This is a genomic window from Caldicellulosiruptor obsidiansis OB47 (genome assembly GCF_000145215.1).
Taxonomy (GTDB): domain Bacteria; phylum Bacillota; class Thermoanaerobacteria; order Caldicellulosiruptorales; family Caldicellulosiruptoraceae; genus Caldicellulosiruptor; species Caldicellulosiruptor obsidiansis.
This window is the reverse complement of sequence record NC_014392.1, coordinates 245,304-264,318: the sequence shown is the minus strand read 5'-3', so window position 1 is coordinate 264,318 and position 19,015 is coordinate 245,304. Positions and strand designations below refer to the sequence as shown.

The window sequence follows — 19,015 nt, the reverse complement described above, 5'->3', positions numbered from 1 at the left end:
TTATCATTCCTTTCTTTAAGAAATTAGCTGAGTGTAAAGCTCATACACGCTCTTTTTCAGCACCGGATGGACAAAATCCTTTTCAATTTCGCAAAGAGGCTCAAGTACAAATAGTCTTTTGTGAAGTTCTGGATGGGGGATTTTGAGATTTTCTGTGTCTATGACACAGTCATCATAAAAAAGAATATCAATATCGATGTTTCTCGGTCCCCATTTAAAAAGCCTTTTTCTCCCCATTTTATTTTCTATATCAAGCACAAACTCAAGAAGTTCAAGCGGTGAAAGTACCGTTGTGCCTTTTAAAACACAGTTTAAAAACTTTGGCTGATCTACAAATCCATATGGTTCTGTCTCAATTATACTCGAAACTTTTTCAATTCTTATCTTATCTTTCAGGTGCTCAATTGCTTTTTTTATATTCTCACCTCTATCACCAAGATTACTCCCAAGTCCTAAAAATACAACATTTTCAGCCATATTCTATCATTCACCCTCTTCCTTCAAACTTTCAAAAAGATTTCTTATACTTTCATTTCTCTTCTGAGTTTCCTTATCATCTACTGAAATCAAAATCACATCGCCCTCTTTTGCACACTCAGGTAAAATCTCTCTTGGAACACTTACCATCTTCCTGTTTTGAAGCTCAATAATAGCAAAGTCACCTTCAAACCTGTCTATAATAGCTTTTTTGGTCACTATATAACACCTCTTTTTTAAAAAAGTTTTGTCTCAGCAAAATATTGCCTGTGTCATCAAGATAGCTCTTTTGTTTTCTTTTACATCATGTACTCTAACAAATTCAATCTTCTTCTGAGCACATATTACAGAGACAGCAACAGTACCTTCCAGTCTCTCCTCAGGTCCAAGATTACCAAGCACATAACCAATCACCGATTTTCTGGATGCCCCAATCAAAATTGGTCTTCCTAAAACCTTGAACTCTTCACACCTTCGCAGTATTTCCAAATTGTCCTCAGGTCTTTTCCCAAAGCCAATGCCAGGGTCCAAAATGATGTTTTCAAGTTTTACACCAGCTTTTAGCGCCTGTTCAATCCTTTCCTCAAAAAACTGTAAAATCTCTTCAATCACATCTTCATAGTAAGGATTTTTCTGCATATCCTTTGGCGTGCCTTTGATGTGCATAATTATGATAGGAACATTATACTGTGCTGCCACGTAAAACATGTCTTTGTCAAACGTCCCGCCGCTGATATCATTTATAATGTCAGCACCGGCTTCTATCGCTTTTTGAGCCACCCTGCTCTTGTATGTATCAATCGAAATTGGAATGTTCTTATCCACTTTTCTTATCGCTTCAATTGCAGGAATTACCCTTTTTAGTTCTTCTTCCTCACAAACCGGGTCTGAAAAAGGTCTTGTCGACTCACCTCCAATATCAATGACATCTGCACCATCTTGAATCATCTGCAGTGCTCTCTGAGTCACTTTATCAACCTGGACTCTTGAACCCTCATAAAACGAGTCAGGTGTAACGTTTATAATCCCCATAACATTTGTCTTCAAAAGACTTATTTGCTTATCTTTTGCCAGTAAGCACCTTTGCGAAATGGTAAAATCTCCATCAAAATTGCAATCTATCCCTGCCTCAGCTAAAATACATCTTGTCTTTTCAAAGTTGTAAAGTGATGTTGTTGCAAAGCATATATTGCCGTTTGTGATTGTAAAATAACCAAGGTTTGAAAGAAGCTGGACAAACCTTGATGGATTTTTCACATCATCAAATCTTAAGATTATTGAGTTTGCTTTTTTTTCAAATTCCAAAATGTCTTTTTCATCAAAACCTTTTTGATACAAAATCCTTTTTAAATTTGCATCTTTTGAAATCAACCTCAAGTTTTATCATCCCCTTTTAAAATCTTATGGTAACCTCTCCACTTGAAATCTCTACTATCTTCCCATCTTTTTCACATACAAGCTCCCCATTTTTGCCAATGTCTTTGCAAAGCATCCTCTCACCATTTACCAAAATCTCTTTTCCAAGATTTATGCAAAAGCTTTTATATTCATCCCTGAAATACGAAAACCCATACTTCTCAAAGTTGGAAAGCTCTCTTTCAAATTCTTTTAAAATGTCAATTATTAACCTTGTTCTGTCAAAATCATGTAATGTCTCAGCTTTCAAGGTTGTTGCAATGTCTTTTATTTCCTCTGGCACACTTTTTGCATTGACATTGATTCCTATACCAATTATAATACTGCCAAACCCCTCAACCTCACCTGAAAGCTCTGACAAAATACCACAAACTTTTTTGCCGTTCAAATATATATCGTTTGACCATTTTATAAAACTCTCAACTCCATGTTTTCTCAAAACCCTGTTTATCACAAGCCCGGTGAAAAGTGTAAACGGGACAATCTTTTCTAAATCCAGCAAAAGAAGCTTCAATAATATAGACATTTTTATGCCCTTGTCAAGGTCCACCCACCTGCGTGAAAATCTGCCTCTTCCCTGGGTCTGCCTCTCAGCATACACAACTGTAGCGTTTGGAAGATACTGCTGGTTTTGTTTTACATACGCATTTGTTGAGTCCACTTCGTTAAGATATATAAACTCTTTAAAAAGGTTTGAAGATTGGATGTACCCTTCTATCTCCCAAATTCTTATCACATCTTTGTCCACAAGCATATATCCTTTCTTCTTGGCAGACTCAATCCTGTAGCCCAGAGCTCGCAACGATTTTATTCTCTTGTTTATTGCCATCCGGCTAACATGTAGTAAAGAGGCAAGTTCCTCACCTGAAATATACTCATTTTCATACAGCTTTTTTAATATACAGATGTCCTTTTCATCCATTTTTCCACAAGTCCTTTCTATAAAAGCTTTCTTTGCAAAAACCAAGGGCAAACCATTCACATGTTCGGCAGATACTCTCAAGCTGGTGTGGCAAAACCTTTTTCAAAGCACTGTAAGCCTCAGAAGGCAGCACATTTTCTAAATCAGAAAGCCCATAGAACTTTAAAAGCTCAACTACTTTTGCATCATACTTTTTGACCTTCTGTTCAAACTTGCACTCTGTAGCAGCTAAGTTTGGGCAGCACCTGCAAATTTCATCTGGAAATGACACAATCTTTATAGGTAAATTTTCAAGATAAACGCTTTTATAAACTCTTTCAAAATTTTCAACAAACTCCTTGCTATACCCTGCTCCTCTAAAGCCCAGAAAACATAAAAGATGATGTGCTCTGAGTATAATTGGCATTTTATTTCTATTCATTTTCTTTCATCAAAACAAGCTTTTTAACTTAATTATACCACAACTTTTCAGCAGTGTGAGAGAAAAACCCCCTTCTCACACTCTTTTTATTTTCCCGCCAAGGCTTGTTATATTTTTCTCAAATTCAAAATATCCTCTATCGATGTGACAAGCTCCATCAATTTCAGTTACTCCTTCTGCAGCAAGCGCTGCCAAAACAAGTGCAGCACCACCTCGCAAATCTTTTGCCTCAACCTTTGCGCCTTTTAGTTTTTTAACCCCCTCAATTACTGCTACTCTCCCCTCAACTTTTATATTTGCGCCCATCTTGACAAGTTCACCAACATGGAGGAATCTGTTTTCAAATATTGTTTCAATAACAACGCTTGTACCTTTTGCTATACTTAGCATACTCATCATGGGCGCCTGCATATCCGTTGGAAAGCCAGGGTAAGGCAGGGTTTTTATGTCTGTTGCTAAAATCCTGTCCGGTGCCTCAACGCGTACAGTATTTTCCCCTTCATAGATCTTCACGCCACTCTCTTTGAACTTGGCAATAACAGGTCTTATATGCTCACAAATTACATTTGTAAGTTCAAGCTCACCACCACACATTGCAGCCATTGCCATGTACGTTCCCGCTTCAATCCTGTCTGGAATTGGAATGAATGAGCAGCCTGAAAGCTTTTTTACTCCCAAAATTATGATTGTATCAGTGCCGGCACCCATCACTTTTGCACCCATTGAGTTTAAGAAATTTGCAAGACATACAACCTCAGGTTCAGTCGCAGCATTTTCTATTATGGTCTCACCCTCTGCTAAAACGGCTGCTATCATGATATTTTCTGTTGCTCCAACAGACGGAAAATCCAGATACACTTTTGCACCTTTTAATTTTTTAACTTTCGCTTCAATGTAACCCTGATTGAGTTTAATCTCTGCACCAAGCTGGGAAAGCCCTTTTACATGAAGGTCAATTGGGCGTGTGCCGATATTGCACCCACCCGGCATTCCAATTACAACTTTTTTCCCCTGGGCGATAAGGCTTCCTAACAGGAGTATTGAGGCTCTGAGTTTGTTCACCCCATCTACATCTATATCCCCGTTTTTGATATCAGGAGTGATTTGCAGTTTGTTACCTTCAATCTTTACATCGCACCCGCAGTGGGAAAGAATCTGCAAAAGCACTTTGATGTCTTCCAGTAAAGGGAGATCTAAAATTTCAATCGGTTCACTTGACAGCAAGGATGCAGCCAAAAGTGGCAGTATTGCATTTTTTGAACTGTGAACCTTTATACATCCTGAAATCTTATTTGCACCTTCTATTACAAACTTCGACATTTGTCTTTCTTCTCCGTCCTAAAATTTTGCTTATTATAGTAGTATTGAAATCTTTTTGTGGCTTTAGACAAAAAGTTTTGTATAATTTTTAGACATATTTTTTAAAAGAAATATTAGCAAAAAGGGCACATCTTGTATTATAATAGAAATAACTAAAGAAATTTTTGGGTAAAAGGAGTGAAAAATTAATGCCACCAAAAAACCAACAAAATGGTGTTGTCAAAAAAGGAGTTTTAAGTCTTACATATGTAGCAGTTGCATTTATAATTGTACTTGACATTTTGCTCGGAATTGCTATGCCACCAAAATTCAAGTTATACTCTATCTTGGTCGCCACAATCACATTTATCCTAACACTTTCACTTACAGCTTTCATGATCAGGTATGAGATGAACAAAATGATTACAAAACTTGAAGATGTTCTCGAAAAAATCAAAAACGGAGATTACAGCAAACTTATTTCATCAAAAGAATTTGGTAATATCCAGAGAGTTGCATCAAGCGTAAACATTGTTCTTTCGGATATAAAGACATTGATTGAAAGCTTTTTTGACCTGTCAAACGCAATTGTAGGTGCATCTAAAAAGGTCACAAAGACGTCTGAGGAAGCTGCTGCTGCAATTGAAGAGATCGCAAAGACCATTGAGGAGATCGCAAAAGGTGCTTCCCAGCAAGCTGAAGAGGCACAGCATGGTGTTCTGCTTGTAAATAACCTTTCTGAACAGATAAATGCTGTTTCTGAAAGTTATAATGCTGTGATTGACGAAGCTAACAAAATAGATAGCCTTAACAAAGAAGGAATAGAAAAGATGAGTGCACTTCGTGAAAAGGCTGAAATTGCTGTGACCACTGCTGAAAATGTTATAAATACTATTACTTCATTCATAGAAAGAATTAAAAATATCTCAAACTTTGTTGAAGTGATAAACACTATTGCTGAGCAGACAAACCTTTTAGCACTCAACGCTGCAATTGAAGCAGCAAGAGCAGGTGAAGCTGGCAGAGGATTTGCAGTTGTTGCAGATGAGGTAAGAAAACTTGCTGACCAGAGCAAAAAAGCTGCAGATGAAATCAATTCAATTGTTGATGTTATACTTGGCGAAACCGAAAATACAATCAAAATAATAGACGAAATAAAATCTGCTGCGTTTGGTCAAAAAGATGCTGTTATTGAGTCTCAACAGTCATTTGCAAAAATTTCTGATGAGATAAATGCAATTGTTGAAAAAACTTATATTGTTAAGGATGCTCTTGTCAGAATGGAAGATGCAAGAAATGCAGTTATCAAAGCAATTGAAAGTATATCATCTGTATCTGAGGAGACAGCTGCAGCATCACAGGAAGTTGCAGCAACTGTTGAAAATCAGTTAAATTCTATAAATGAGATGAAATACTCTGCACAGTCACTTCAAAAACTTGTTGATGAGCTTGAAAAGAAACTTAAAAAATACAAGATAAGATAAAAAAGGCCCCGGAAATCTATTGCTCCGGGGCTCTTTAGTTTTTGAAGAAAATTCGTTTTTATCCTGCAAGCTCTTCTTCCTTTTCAAACTGGCTATAGTAAAGCTGAGCGTAAAATCCACCTTTGCGCAAAAGCTCTTTATGTGTGCCTTGCTCAACAATGTCGCCATGGTCCATGACCAAAATGAGGTCTGCATTTCTTATTGTTGAAAGCCTGTGCGCTATTATAAATGATGTTCTGCCTTTCATAAGATTATCCATTGCTTTTTGAATCTGAATCTCCGTCAAAGTATCAACAGAACTTGTTGCTTCGTCAAGAATCAAAATCTTCGGATCTTTTAAGATTGCCCGTGCAATTGTCAAAAGCTGTTTTTGACCTTGAGAAATATTTGTGGTCTCCTCATTTAATACAGTATCATAACCCTGAGGCAGTGTTCTTATAAAATGGTCTGCATGTGCAAGTTTTGCAGCTCTTATAACCTCTTCATCTGTTGCATCTGGTTTCCCATAGCGTATATTATCTTTTATAGTACCATTGTAAAGCCATGTATCTTGTAAAACCATACCAAAAAGGGATCTCAAATCATTACGATTGAACTCTCTTATGTCATGTCCATCTATCAAAATTGCACCATCGTTGACATCATAATATCTCATCAAAAGCTTAACAATAGTTGTCTTACCAGCACCAGTTGGTCCAACAATAGCAATTTTCTGTCCTGCATTCACTCTTGCCGAGAAATTTTTAATAACAATTCTGTCAGGTCTGTAACCAAACCTGACGTTTCTAAACTCTACATCTCCTTTTATGCTTTCAAGATTAATCTCTGGATTTGGTGTATCTGGCACCTCTTCCTCTTCTTCTAAGAATTCAAACACTCTCTCGCTACAAGCGGCTGTTTGCTGCAAGATGTTTGAAATGTTAGCAATCTGGGCAATTGGCTGTGTAAATGATCTTATATACTGAATAAAGGCTTGAATATCTCCAACCTCAATTGTTCTTTTTATTGTCAGGTAACTTCCCAAGACAGTCACAACAACATATCCAAGATTCCCTATGATGTTCATGAGCGGCATCATAACACCTGTCAAAAACTGTGATTTCCATGCAGCGTTATAAAGCTTTTCATTGTAAATATTAAATTTTTCAATAGTCTTTCTTTCAGCATTAAATGCCTTTATTACAATATGCCCGCCATATGCTTCTTCAACCTGACCATTGACATGCCCTAAATACTCTTGTTGCTGCATGAAAAACTTCTGTGATTTGCTAATAATTAACATAACAACCGAAAAAGAAAGAGGAATTATAAGCAAAGCAACCACTGTCATCAAAAGATTTATGCTCAGCATCATAACAAGCGCACCAATGACTAAGGTTGTTGAGGTTATTACCTGTGTGAGGCTCTGATTTAACGTCTGTGTGAGTGTATCAACATCGTTTGTGATTCTTGACAGTATCTCACCCTGATTTGTACTTTCAAAATATTTCAGTGGAAGCCTGTTAATTTTCTGTGAAATCTCTTTTCTGAGCCTGTATGTGAGCTTCATAGAAATCCCCGACATAATCCAGCCCTGTAGATAGCCAAAAATAGCACTTACTATATAAAGACCCAGCAAAATTAAAATGATTTTCCCAACATATTCAAAGTCAATACCACTGCCTGTACCGCTTACTTTGCTCATAAGTCCTTCGAATATCTTTGTTATAGCTTTGCTAAGAATCTTAGGTCCAGCAATCGAAAAGGCAGCAGACAGCATTGCAAGTACTATTACTGCTGTTAATGACAACTTATAAGAAGATAGATACCTTATAAGCTTTTTCATAGCAGTCTTAAAATCTTTGGGCTTTTCACCAACAAAAGCCGGTCCCATAGGTCCGCCAGGTCCACGTCTTCTTGGTCTTTGAATATTCATTGTAGATGATGTAGACTGTCTTTCACTCATGCCAAAAGTTCCTGGTCAACCAAACTGTGCACATTAGCACGAGTTTGGCGGCTGGGGTATTTATAGTCCGCCTTTCAGGCTTTCCCAGCCCCAGCAGGCGGTATTTGGGAAAGCCATAGCCCCTGTCCCAAGAAACAGGAACTTACGCCTTTATAGGTCTTCCCCACTTGCCCTGAAACTAAAAGTGATTTCAGGACAGACATGTCACGCAGGACTCTGTCAGGGGAGAGTGGAGTCACCACCGCTACCCTGAGAACTCGCCAGAGATTGTGGTTTTTGCCACGACTACCTGCACTTGTTCCATCCAGTGGTACAGATAGCCTCTCTGCCTCACTCCCAAGGCTTTGTAAAAACTTTTTCGCTCTATCTATCTCTCTGAGTTGCTTTTTCCTAACGTATGTGTTCTTAACTACCTTCCTTACGTACTCCTTCAGTTCCTCCAGTTCGTTTACATCAAGTCTACTGAGAAACATCATATAGTTGTGCGGTATCCTTTCTCTCAAGCCAAGCCCTCTTCGGGCTATCACATATGCAGCTGCCACGTCCTTGCTCACCATAAACTGCGGTGCATACTTTAACATCCCTATCACAGAAGTATACGCAGGGTTTACTTCTATAACCTCTACTCCTTCTCGCTTTGCTAAAAGTTTTACCTTCTCCAAAAGTGACCTGTACCCAAAATAGTGCCTTATCCGTCTTGATTTTCTACCTGAAAAATCTCCTCTTTTCCCTTTGTCCTTTATGTTCAACTTCTCAATTACTAGGGCTTTTTGATTATCTTTCGCCATTTCTACTATCATGTATGCATACTGCCACCTGTAATACTCCCTCTTGCTTGAACTCCCACTCTCAAGCTCTGGCATTGGTATTCTGCCATATTCTAGAAGCTGTCCACTCTTGTCTGTTTCTGTCCATGCCACGTGCCTGGGATATGCGTTTGTGTCTATCCCTATAACTCCACTTGTTCTTGTCATCGCAGGCCTTGGGAAAACTTCTTCAACGGTAAAATAGGCATATATTTTTCCATTTTTGAGTTTCAATTCAACAGAATAGGGTTCCCCACAAGTACCTATCGCCTGCAACAGTTGATTCCTGTCTGTGTACGTTCTGTCTTTTATCTTCCATCCAGGCTGTATAATCGCATATACGTACTCCCTTTCTCCCACGTTGATTCTGAGTTTTGTACAATCTTCATCTATCTCAATCCTTGTGTTGAGATTCCCCTTCTTGCTCCTGTCTCCTCTTGAGTACAGATTCCCTTTCCTCTTCTCCTGCCACTTAAGTTGAAGTTTCCTGTACGCTTTACCGTTTATGTGCCTCTTCTGGAGTTTTTCAAAAAGCTGCCTGCCACCAAAAACAACCTTATTGGGATTTTCTCCTCTTTCTTTGCATGAGGTCAAAATGCTTTTTGCTTTCATTATCGCATCATCAACGTATCGGGAATTAAGATTGAAAATTCCCTGCAGCTGCTTTTTGAGTTCATTCCTTTTATGCCCTTCCAGTAGCCTCTTGTATGCATACCTCATACAAGAGGACCATCTTCTCATAAGGTCTAATACCTTCTGCTTATCTTCACTGCCCTCAAAAATCAGCTTGGTTTGAACTGTTACCATGTCTTTTATTAGCACCTCTTTGCCAATAAATCCTTGCTGCAAAAGATGTATACTGCCGCTATTAAATCCTCTGCCAGTTCTTCTTTTATTTCTTCTTCGTTTTCTCTGCCATTTAACACTACAAGTTCTACCCCAAAACTCTCCATGAAAAACTTAAGATATTCAAATCCAAAACTTGCAAGTCTGTCAGGATACACTATTACAACTTTTACAACTTCTCCTCTTTTGATTTTGTTCAAAAGTTTTAATAGTCCTCTCCTGTTTTTATTCTACTGTGCTAGCTATTTCAGATATAACCTCAATACTGCCAGCCTTGAGACTCTGCGTATTCCTCAAGTCTTCTGAGCTGGTTTTTAAGGTACTCTTCTTGCTTTTTAGTGGAGAGTTTTGCATACAAAACAAGGGTTGGCTTTGTTTTTTCTTCTATCATGCCAAGTAGTTTTTCTATGTCTTCTTTTTTTTATACCTTCTCCTTCCCTTAGGGAGCCTGAGAGGTATTATTAACCCTTCCTTTTCCCAGTTTAGGAAATAGCCTTCGACTAATGCCATATATCTCTTTAACTTTTTGCATACTCAGTAACATTCAATATCACCTAATTAAAATTACACCTTTTTGCATTGTTATTTTCAACTGTTGTCACCTCCTCTGGAAGTTGTGAAAGTGCAATTTCACGATAAGTTTCACAGGTTTTTAAAAGTTCTTCATGCTTGCCAATACCAGCAATCTTACCATCTTCAAGCACTATTATCTGGTCTGCATGAATCAAGGTTGCGATTCTTTGCGATACTATTATTACTGTCTTATCTTTAAGCTTTTCTTTCAAAGCTCTTCTTAACTTTAGTTCAGTTCTAAAGTCAAGAGCAGAAAAGCTTTCATCGAATATATAAATATCCGGATTTTTTACAAGCGCCCTTGCAATTGAAAGTCTCTGTTTCTGTCCTCCCGAGACGTTTGTTCCACCCTGTGCAATCTCAGTATCAAACTTTTGTGGTTTTTCCTCTATAAACTCAAGTGCCTGAGCAATCTCTGCTGCCTGTCTCAAATCTTCATCTGTTGCAAAATCGTTGCCAATCTTGAGGTTTGACTTGATGGTACCACTAAAAAGCCAGCTCTTTTGTGGAACATATCCTATCCTTTCCCTTAAATCCTCAACCTTTACACTTCTAACATCAACACCGTTTACCAAAACCTGTCCTTCTGTTGCATCATAAAATCTCATAATAAGGTTTACAAGAGTGCTCTTTCCACTTCCCGTTCTTCCAATTATGCCAACCGTCTGCCCTGGCATAACTTTGAAGTTTATATTTTCAAGAACATACTCTTCAGCCCCTGGATATTTGAAGAACACGTTTTTAAACTCTACCATTCCTTTCATATCTTCTCTGAACTTCTCCGGCTTTTCCGGATTTTTGATTGAAGGTTCTGTTGAAAGTACCTCTTCAATACGTCCTGCTGAAACAGCAGCTCTTGGAACAAGTATAAATAGCATTGAAAGCATCAAGAATGAAAAGATTATCTGTATAGCATACTGCATAAATGCAAGCATGTCTCCAACCTGCATACTTGAATTTTCTATATAATGTGCTCCAACCCATACAATCAAAAGGGTTGTGCCATTCATAATAAACAGCATTGAAGGAAAAAGCACTGCCATTGCTCTGTTTACAAAAAGACCTACTTTGGTCAAATCTCTATTTGCCTCATCAAACCTTTGTTCTTCAAACTTTTGTGCATTAAATGCCCGTACAACCATGATACCAGACAGATTCTCTCTTGCTACAAGGTTTAACTTATCTATTAGCTTTTGCATAATCATAAACTTTGGCATTGCAATGGCATATAAAATCATGATAAGCCCCAGAAGAACAATTACAGCAAGAGCAATTATCCACGACATTGAAACGCTTTTTGATAGTGCTTTGATTACACCACCAAATCCCATTACAGGTGCAAAGAATATCATCCTTATTCCAATCACAAGAAGCATTTGAATCTGCATGATATCGTTTGTCGTTCTTGTAATGAGTGATGCCGTTGAAAACTTATCAAACTCTTCAATTGAAAAACTTTCAACCTTGGAAAACACGTCTTTCCTCAAATCTCTTGCAACACCAGCTGCCACTCTTGCAGCAAAGAAAGCAACCAGAATAGTAGAGATTGCTGAAACCAAAGTTAAAAGAAGCATCAAAAGCCCCATTTTTATAATATATGCATTCTGCATCTTACCTATATCAATTCCAATTTTTTTATATTCATCCTTTATCGCTACAGCTGCTGCCTGAACTATCATACTGTCACCAAGCGATGAAAACTTTTTGTTTATTTCTTGCTGAATTTGATTTATCTGTTCCTGTGGTAACTGTTTCAAAATAGCAAAAAGGTCAATACTTGCTGGTATCTGTCTGCCATTAAAGTTTATAATCCCGCCTTTTGCTTCTTTCTTCATCTTTTCGATACCAAAAGCAGCTAAAATAGCTTTACCCATCTGAACATTAACTCTGTCTAAACTGTCCCTGTCCTTTTTCTTTAATACATAAATATCTTCTTTGGATAAAAGAGGATATTTTTTGAGATAGCTACTGTAGTCATCAGAACTTTTTGTTAAAAGCTTATACATGTTTAAAATGTCATCTTTTTTGTCTTGCGGCACAAACAAAAGCACTTTTTCCATAGTTGAACTTGATATGGCTTCTGGCACTGCGTTTTCTATACCACTTTGCTGAATACCTACATTTACTATCTTTGACATATAATCTGGCAGCGTAAGTTCACTCATTGCTTGAATAAACACAAACAAAACTGCTGCTAAGACAAGCAGAGTATATGGTTTTACATATCTTAGTACTTTCTTCAATTTGCTATCACCCTTCTTTTTAGAATTTTAAATTTTATTGTTTTTCTAAAACTTTTTTAAGAGTTTCAAACCCTTCGATAATTTTATCCAATTCCTCTTCAGTTGCTTTGCTCAAAACACCTTCAAACTGTTTTTCAGCTTCTTTAAAATGCTGTTTTAAACTGTCTTTGAACTTTTGAGTTGTTTTTACCCATACAACTCTTCTGTCTTCGGTGCTTCTTCTTCTCTCAAGATAACCCTGCTCCTCAAGTTTGTCTATTATACCAGAAACTGTACTGTTCGATAGTCCTAAAAATTTACTTAAATCACCAACCTTCATTTCCCCATTCTTATCAAGAACATTCATAAGCATCCAGTGAGAAGCAGGTATCTTCACATTATCATCCCTGTACCTCAGCGCATCTTTAACCTTAATAGACACTTCTTTTAATAGTTTTAATAATTTAATCTTTTTTTCTCTTAATTCCATAGTCACCACCAAATACAAATTTATTTCGTATCGAATATTTCGAACCCGAATATTTTGAGTGCGAATTATATTTTACTCTCGAAATAGTTATATGTCAAGCCTAAAAATTTATACCTTTTAAAAGCCCATCAAAGCAGGCTTTATGTTAGTTTGCTGTTTGAGGTTATTTTATTTTCAAGTTAGCATCGAAATTTTAAATGTTATTGATTATAATATTAATTGTATAAAGTATTTGTTCTTAAAAAACTTCAAAACCTTGTGTTGGAGTTTTAATATAAAATATGGCAGATTATAACAAAAAGGGTGATGATATTAGTTGCTAAATTTATATAATAACGAAGAGCTTATTAAATTTAATGTGGTTGAAAAATTTGTTAGCATTGAAGGAGAAGGTATTCGAAGTGGATATCCTGCCGTGTTTGTTCGGTTTGCAGGATGCAATCTTAGCTGCTCTTGGTGCGACACAAAGTATGCAACCGAAAATCCAAAATATGAGCAAATTGATATTGACACTCTTTTGAACTTTATAGCTTCTACCGGCATCAAAAGGGTTACTCTCACAGGTGGAGAACCTCTTATTCAACCATATATTTACATATTGATTGACAGGCTCATTTACGAAGGATTTGAGGTTAATATTGAAACAAATGGATCTGTCAGTATAAAGTGCGTACCAAGAGATGCTATAATCACTATGGATTATAAGTGCCCATCAAGCGGTATGGAAGACAGGATGATTGTCGACAACATCAACTTTCTTGGTCAAAAAGATGTACTCAAATTTGTTGTTGCTACACATGAAGATTTAAAAAGTGCAGAAAGAATAATAAAGACATTCAACCCAAAATGTAATATCTTTTTTAGTCCAGTGTTTGGTAAAATAGAACCAGCGGAGATTGTAAAGTTTTTGCTTGAAAATGGGCTTTTTGATGCAAGGGTCCAGCTTCAGCTTCATAAGATAATCTGGTCAGAAAATAGCAGAGGAGTGTGAAAAAAGGTTTTAAAAATATGGCGTTAAAAGTATAAGCAATCATTTCCTATTATGAGTATAATAATATCAATAAATGTTCTTCATGACAGAGTTGTTATATATAGAAAATAATTGTATTAAAGGTGTATTTTTAATTTAGAGGGAAAAATAATACTATTAAGCATTAAAAGATATCTGTGGTATTGAAGTATCTGCTGAGATGGTAAGCAAAATTACAGAAAAAATAATACCAGAAATAAGAGAATGGCAAAACAGACCGTTAGAAAAGATATATCCGTTTATCTTTATGGATGCAATTCATTACAAGATAAAAGATAAAGGCAAGATTGTAAACAAAGCTGCTTACGTTGTTTTAGGAATTAACATTGAGGGATATAAGGATGTTTTAGGGATATGGATAAGAGAAAGTGAGAGTTCAAAATTTTGGCAAGGTCGATTGAATGATTTAAAGACAAGAGAAATAAGAAAGATAATTTATACCACAAACATCATAGAAGGAATTCACAGACAGTTTAGGAAAGTGGCAAAGACAAAATCAGTATTTCCAAACAATACAGCATTAGAAAAGATGTTTTATCTTGCGACAAAAAATGTTGTAAGAAAGTGGACGCAAAGATACAGAAACTGGGAATAATATTGAACCAGCTTTTGATAATGTATCCTGAGCGTTTGAAATAATATATAAAGTAGATGGCAATCGTCAATTCGTGTTTTTTAAACGCTTCTATAGAAGCAGTTAAAAAACAAATAAAAAAAGTGAATATTATAACCCAGTATTAAATTTTCTTCATGAAGTTAAAAATTTACGCATAAAAATATCAAAATGGTAATACTAAAAAATAGAAAGTTGGCAATTAAATTCTGAATGATTACTTACCAAGAAGGACGGTTTATCTTAAATACACAAAATTATTTACAGACCCCAAAATTATTTAAACACCCTATTAAATGTATGTTCGATAAAACTAAAAAAGGGGCATTCAGAATACCCCCAACTCTTGACAAATACTTATCTTATTTGCCCAATCCAAAAATTTTTCCATACCTTCTTTTCTATTCTCAAACTCTATTCTCTTGCCAAGCTCCACTCCTCTAAAATCAAATGCTCTGCCAACATGCCTTTTCTTTGCTATGTCTATTCCTACAACTAAAGTTTTCTCTGTCACTTGTAATATCTTCTCATTTTGTATATACTTCAAAAGGTAGGTACCTCCTTTTTGTGATTATTTCTTATATTTTATCAGGAGGTACCTTTTCCTTTCAAATCTCATTTTCTTTCATTTTCACTCATTTTCGTTCATTACAGGAATGCTTGTGTTGTTTTTCGCTATTATATCACAAGTGGGTTATTTTTAATTTCTCATGTAGAATTTTTACTTACAATAATCATACCTTTTACCCAACAACTTTCAGGTTAGGACAAAATTTTACTTTAGTTTAACCATTTTTGTACATAAAAAATTTTTTTACAATGTCATAAGCGAGTTTTGGACGGCGATATTCATCAAATACACCTTTATTATTTTTTGTTCGTGCTCGTCCTAAGAAAACTTTTCCTTCTTCGGTTACCTTGCAATCACAAAATTGCCAAATTAAGGCTCCAGATATTTCTTCTCTGTTTAAATATACTTTGAGATTGTCTTCCAATATGTCAGCCTGTCTTTCTTCTGACCACTTGACTCTTGCAAACGGATCCCTAAACCCATAAAGTCCTTCTGCACCAAATTCGCTAATAATAATTGGTTTTCCTGCTCCACCTGCTTGTTGGATCCAACAATATAACTTATCAAAAAATTCATTAGCATCCCTGTCTTCATACCATCCTGAATATATATTCATAGATATAATATCAACGAGATCAAGACATAAATCAGAAAAATGCATGCAACTCGCAAATGTTATTGGTCTCGTTTTGTCCATTTTTCTAATTTGCTCAATCTGTTTTTTATATTTTTCTCTTCCTTCTGGAGTATGACTTGCACATTCATTCAAAATACCCCAAATAACAATCGATGGATGATTATAATGATTCAAAACCATCTCGCGATTACAATTTTCACATTGAATATCAAAATTTGGATTTTGCATCTGCTGTAAGGTTAATCCTCTCGCATGATTTTCTTCCCAAACGTAAATTCCATACTCATCACAAAGATCTAAAAATCTTTCATCGTTAGGATAATGGCTTGTTCTGATCATATTTGCACCACTCTGTTTTATGAGTTCTATGTCTTTCACCATCATTTGGAACGGAATTGCACATCCATAATCAGGATGATCTTCATGTCGATTAAATCCTTTGAAGAATACTGGTTTACCATTGATATAAATTTTACTTGAACTTACTTTTATTTCTCTAAATCCTACCCGCTCAATTAAATCATCTATACATTCATTACTATCATCTTTCCACAGTCGTATATTCAACAAATAAAGTTGAGGATTTTCAGAACTCCAAGCTCTAATACCATCAAATGTAAACTTTTTTGATATTTTAAGTTCCTGTTCTTCTCTAACACACCATACACCAAAATCAAGATGCCAATTATCTAAGTTACCATCTATTTTTACATTAGCTGCTTTGTCTGAAATGTTTCTCACATAAACTGATATCTCTGCAGTCCAAGTATTATCATCAATTAAAGCAGGTGAAAATTCTAGTCTTTTAATAAAAATATCATTAATTTCCTCCATTACAATTGGCCGAATTATACCACCGTAGGTAAAATAATCATTAGGAATATGAAGAGCTGAATCTTCTGAAAACGAATTGTCAACCATTACAAGAAGTTCATGTTTACCTTTTTCTACACTTTTTACTATTGCATCGAAGGGAGTATAAGCATTGTAATGTTGTGTAATCTTAAAATTATCAAAAAAAACTTCAGCAGTATGACTTACACCCTTGAAAACAAATCTTAAATTGGTCTTGCGATCACATTCAATTGTAGTTTTGTACAAAGCTTTTCCTCTGAACTTAGAAAATTCAGGATGTGTTTCCCAACAACCTGGTACCCACATTTTATGGGTAAATTTTTTTTGAAATATATTCTCATTATCGCTTAAAATTGTAAAATCCCACAGTCCCTCTAATTCTTTTTGCTTTCTTACCTTATGTTGTGTAAACAACCTAATCATAATTCTTCCCTTCTTCCCTGTTGTACTATTAAGTTTAAAATAATAATTTTCTATTCTTTAATAGCCCCAATCATAACACCTTTTACGAAGTATTTCTGCAAAAATGGATAAATGCACAATATTGGTACTGTGGAAACTACTATAGCAGCATACTTTATAAGCCTTGTTAAAGCTAATCTATCATCTGCATCAGAAACTCCTGTCTCCATATACGTTGTATCACCCATAATCAAAATTTCCCTTAAAACAAGCTGGAGTGGATACAATTCTCTTCTTCTTAAATATAATATCGCATTAAAAAAAGCATTCCAATGTCCTACCGCATAAAAAAGTATCATTACGGCGATTGTCGGCATAGCAAGTGGTATCATAATTCTAAAAAGTATAGTCCAATCACCGGCTCCATCCATTCTTGCAGATTCTTCCAAACTGTCGGGAACAGATAGAAAACCTGTCCGCATAATAATTAAGTTCATAGTAGAAATTGCTCCAGGTATTATCATAGCCCATATAGTATCAATCATACCCAGAGACTGTACCACAACATAAGTGGGTATCATTCCTCCACTAAAATACATCGTAAAAACAATAAAAAACATTATTAAATTTTTTAATTTTAAATATTTTCTAGAAAGTACATATCCTCCCATAGTTGTTAGAAAAATATTAAGAGTGGTTCCCAGTACAACATATATAATGGTGTTTCTATAACCTATCCAAATCATAGGATAATTCAAAAGAAGTTTATAAGCTTTAATTGTAAAATCTATTGGTTTTAGAAGTGGCCCTCTATATGCCATAAGTTTTAATGGATCACTGAGAGAAGCAAATATCACATAAACCATTGGATATAACATAGTAAAACATATAAGACCCAAAAATATATAATTTATTGTATCAAATAATACTTCACCTATGCTTCTTTTTTTCATCTATATTTTCGCCTCCATTCTAACTATTACCATAATGAAGTTTCAGTAAACTTCTTGCTAATATAATTTGTTAAAACAACAAACAGAAAGTTTACAAGTGAATTGAAAAGACCTACGGCTGTACCATATCCATAATCCATTTCTAAAAGTCCTTTTCGATAAACATATGTAGAAATAACATCGGCAGTTTCATAAACAAGAGGATTGTACATCAAGAATACTTTTTCAAATCCAACATTCATAATACTTCCTACTCTCAAAATGAACATTATAATAATTGTAGGCATGATTCCTGGTAAAGTAATATATAAAGCCTGTTTGAATCTACCAGCACCATCTATGATAGCTGCCTCGTATAGCTGAGGATCAATATTAGAAATAGCTGCTAAATATATTATTGAACCCCACCCAAGGTGTTGCCATATACCTGAACCAACATACAGAGGTCTGAACCATCCTGGCTCTGTCATGAATGCAATTGGTTCTGGAATTATGCCTAACGATTTCAAAATATAATTTATTAATCCATCTCGCGAAAAGAAATCTAAGATAATGCCTACTATAACAACAGTTGATATAAAATGAGGCATATAACTAATTGTTTGAAGAGTTCTTTTGTAAAAATTATTTTTTATTTCATTTAACAATAACGCGAAAATTATTGGAGCAGGAAAACCAAAAATAATGTCATATACATTTATTAAAATGGTATTGCGAATAATTCTCCAAACATAGTAACTGTCATATACAAAAAACTCTTTAAATTTTTCCAGGCCTACCCATGGGCTGCCGCTTATACCTTTTGCTGGTGAAAAATCTTTAAAAGCTATTTGCAAACCATACATGGGTATATAATGAAATATAAAATAATAAAGAAGAATAGGTAAAATCATAAAATAAAGACTTTTATTGCGTTTAAGATCTTTTACTATGTCATAAATATTTGTCATTATCCCTTTAAATATACTCATACTTTGTTCCTCCTCTAAAATTACACTAATAAAAAAGAGATATTATTATCACACCACAGGTCATCCTTTTTAGGGATAACCT

At 35.5% G+C, this 19,015-nt stretch carries 15 protein-coding genes and 3 pseudogenes; 3 read left to right on the top strand and 15 right to left on the bottom strand.

The genetic code is table 11. The features are described from left to right. Positions 1 to 15 precede the first annotated feature (15 nt). The 6 genes from folK to murA form a co-directional block, all read right to left on the bottom strand. Positions 16 to 477 (bottom strand): 2-amino-4-hydroxy-6-hydroxymethyldihydropteridine diphosphokinase, encoded by a 462-nt coding sequence (gene folK, locus COB47_RS01030; protein ID WP_013289573.1) that lies wholly within the window; start codon positions 475 to 477, stop codon positions 16 to 18. Between the two features lie 6 nt (positions 478 to 483). Further along, on the bottom strand, positions 484 to 696 hold the full coding sequence (locus COB47_RS01025; protein WP_013289572.1) for a DUF3006 domain-containing protein: 213 nt from the start codon (positions 694 to 696) through the stop codon (positions 484 to 486). Between the two features lie 33 nt (positions 697 to 729). Beyond that, positions 730 to 1,854: a dihydropteroate synthase gene (gene folP, locus COB47_RS01020; RefSeq protein WP_013289571.1), complete on the bottom strand. Its 1,125-nt coding sequence runs from the start codon at positions 1,852 to 1,854 to the stop codon at positions 730 to 732. Positions 1,855 to 1,870: 16 nt separating this feature from the next. After that, positions 1,871 to 2,815: a biotin--[acetyl-CoA-carboxylase] ligase gene (locus COB47_RS01015; RefSeq protein WP_013289570.1), complete on the bottom strand. Its 945-nt coding sequence runs from the start codon at positions 2,813 to 2,815 to the stop codon at positions 1,871 to 1,873. Beyond that, entirely contained in the window at positions 2,808 to 3,221 is a 414-nt protein-coding gene (locus tag COB47_RS01010) for a DUF1284 domain-containing protein (RefSeq protein WP_013289569.1), read from the bottom strand. The genes COB47_RS01015 and COB47_RS01010 overlap by 8 nt, the downstream gene beginning before the upstream one ends. A 90-nt stretch (positions 3,222 to 3,311) precedes the next feature. Next, positions 3,312 to 4,556, bottom strand: coding sequence for a UDP-N-acetylglucosamine 1-carboxyvinyltransferase (murA, locus tag COB47_RS01005; protein WP_013289568.1), 1,245 nt, complete (start codon positions 4,554 to 4,556; stop codon positions 3,312 to 3,314). Positions 4,557 to 4,744: 188 nt separating this feature from the next. Between murA and COB47_RS01000 the strand changes: the two genes are divergently transcribed. Continuing rightward, complete coding sequence (locus COB47_RS01000) at positions 4,745 to 6,019, top strand: methyl-accepting chemotaxis protein (RefSeq protein WP_013289567.1); 1,275 nt, start codon at positions 4,745 to 4,747, stop codon at positions 6,017 to 6,019. Positions 6,020 to 6,077: 58 nt separating this feature from the next. On the opposite strand, the gene COB47_RS00995 is transcribed toward COB47_RS01000, so the two are convergent. The 5 genes and pseudogenes from COB47_RS00995 to COB47_RS00975 all read right to left on the bottom strand — a co-directional run bounded on the left by COB47_RS00995 (position 6,078) and on the right by COB47_RS00975 (position 12,901). After that, positions 6,078 to 7,964, bottom strand: a complete 1,887-nt coding sequence (locus COB47_RS00995; RefSeq protein ID WP_013289566.1) for an ABC transporter ATP-binding protein — start codon at positions 7,962 to 7,964, stop codon at positions 6,078 to 6,080. Positions 7,965 to 8,038: 74 nt separating this feature from the next. Next, positions 8,039 to 9,577 (bottom strand): IS200/IS605 family accessory protein TnpB-related protein, encoded by a 1,539-nt coding sequence (locus COB47_RS00990; RefSeq protein WP_013289565.1) that lies wholly within the window; start codon positions 9,575 to 9,577, stop codon positions 8,039 to 8,041. Continuing rightward, positions 9,546 to 10,160: pseudogene (locus tag COB47_RS00985) on the bottom strand (IS607 family transposase). The gene COB47_RS00990 and the pseudogene COB47_RS00985 overlap by 32 nt, the downstream one beginning before the upstream one ends. A gap of 10 nt (positions 10,161 to 10,170) precedes the next feature. After that, entirely contained in the window at positions 10,171 to 12,432 is a 2,262-nt protein-coding gene (locus COB47_RS00980; RefSeq protein WP_013289564.1) for an ABC transporter ATP-binding protein, read from the bottom strand. A gap of 34 nt (positions 12,433 to 12,466) precedes the next feature. Further along, positions 12,467 to 12,901, bottom strand: coding sequence for a MarR family winged helix-turn-helix transcriptional regulator (locus COB47_RS00975; protein ID WP_013289563.1), 435 nt, complete (start codon positions 12,899 to 12,901; stop codon positions 12,467 to 12,469). Between the two features lie 346 nt (positions 12,902 to 13,247). On the opposite strand from COB47_RS00975, the gene queE reads away from it, so the two are divergent. Then, on the top strand, positions 13,248 to 13,892 hold the full coding sequence (queE, locus tag COB47_RS00970) for a putative 7-carboxy-7-deazaguanine synthase QueE (RefSeq protein ID WP_041742622.1): 645 nt from the start codon (positions 13,248 to 13,250) through the stop codon (positions 13,890 to 13,892). A gap of 163 nt (positions 13,893 to 14,055) precedes the next feature. Beyond that, a pseudogene (locus COB47_RS00965) lies at positions 14,056 to 14,570 on the top strand (transposase); the annotation flags it as partial. A gap of 332 nt (positions 14,571 to 14,902) precedes the next feature. Here the strand turns inward: COB47_RS00965 and COB47_RS00960 are convergent. From COB47_RS00960 to COB47_RS00945, 4 genes and pseudogenes are all read right to left on the bottom strand, one after another. Then, positions 14,903 to 15,091: pseudogene (locus COB47_RS00960) on the bottom strand (IS110 family transposase); the annotation flags it as partial. 238 nt (positions 15,092 to 15,329) lie between these two features. After that, a complete protein-coding gene (locus COB47_RS00955) occupies positions 15,330 to 17,030 on the bottom strand; it encodes a glycoside hydrolase family 2 TIM barrel-domain containing protein (RefSeq protein ID WP_013289560.1) in 1,701 nt (566 codons plus the stop codon). Positions 17,031 to 17,080: 50 nt separating this feature from the next. Then, positions 17,081 to 17,962 carry a carbohydrate ABC transporter permease gene (locus COB47_RS00950; protein WP_013289559.1) on the bottom strand — a complete coding sequence of 294 codons (882 nt, stop codon included), beginning with the start codon at positions 17,960 to 17,962 and terminating at the stop codon, positions 17,081 to 17,083. Between the two features lie 26 nt (positions 17,963 to 17,988). Beyond that, entirely contained in the window at positions 17,989 to 18,933 is a 945-nt protein-coding gene (locus tag COB47_RS00945; RefSeq protein ID WP_013289558.1) for an ABC transporter permease, read from the bottom strand. Positions 18,934 to 19,015: the final 82 nt, after the last annotated feature.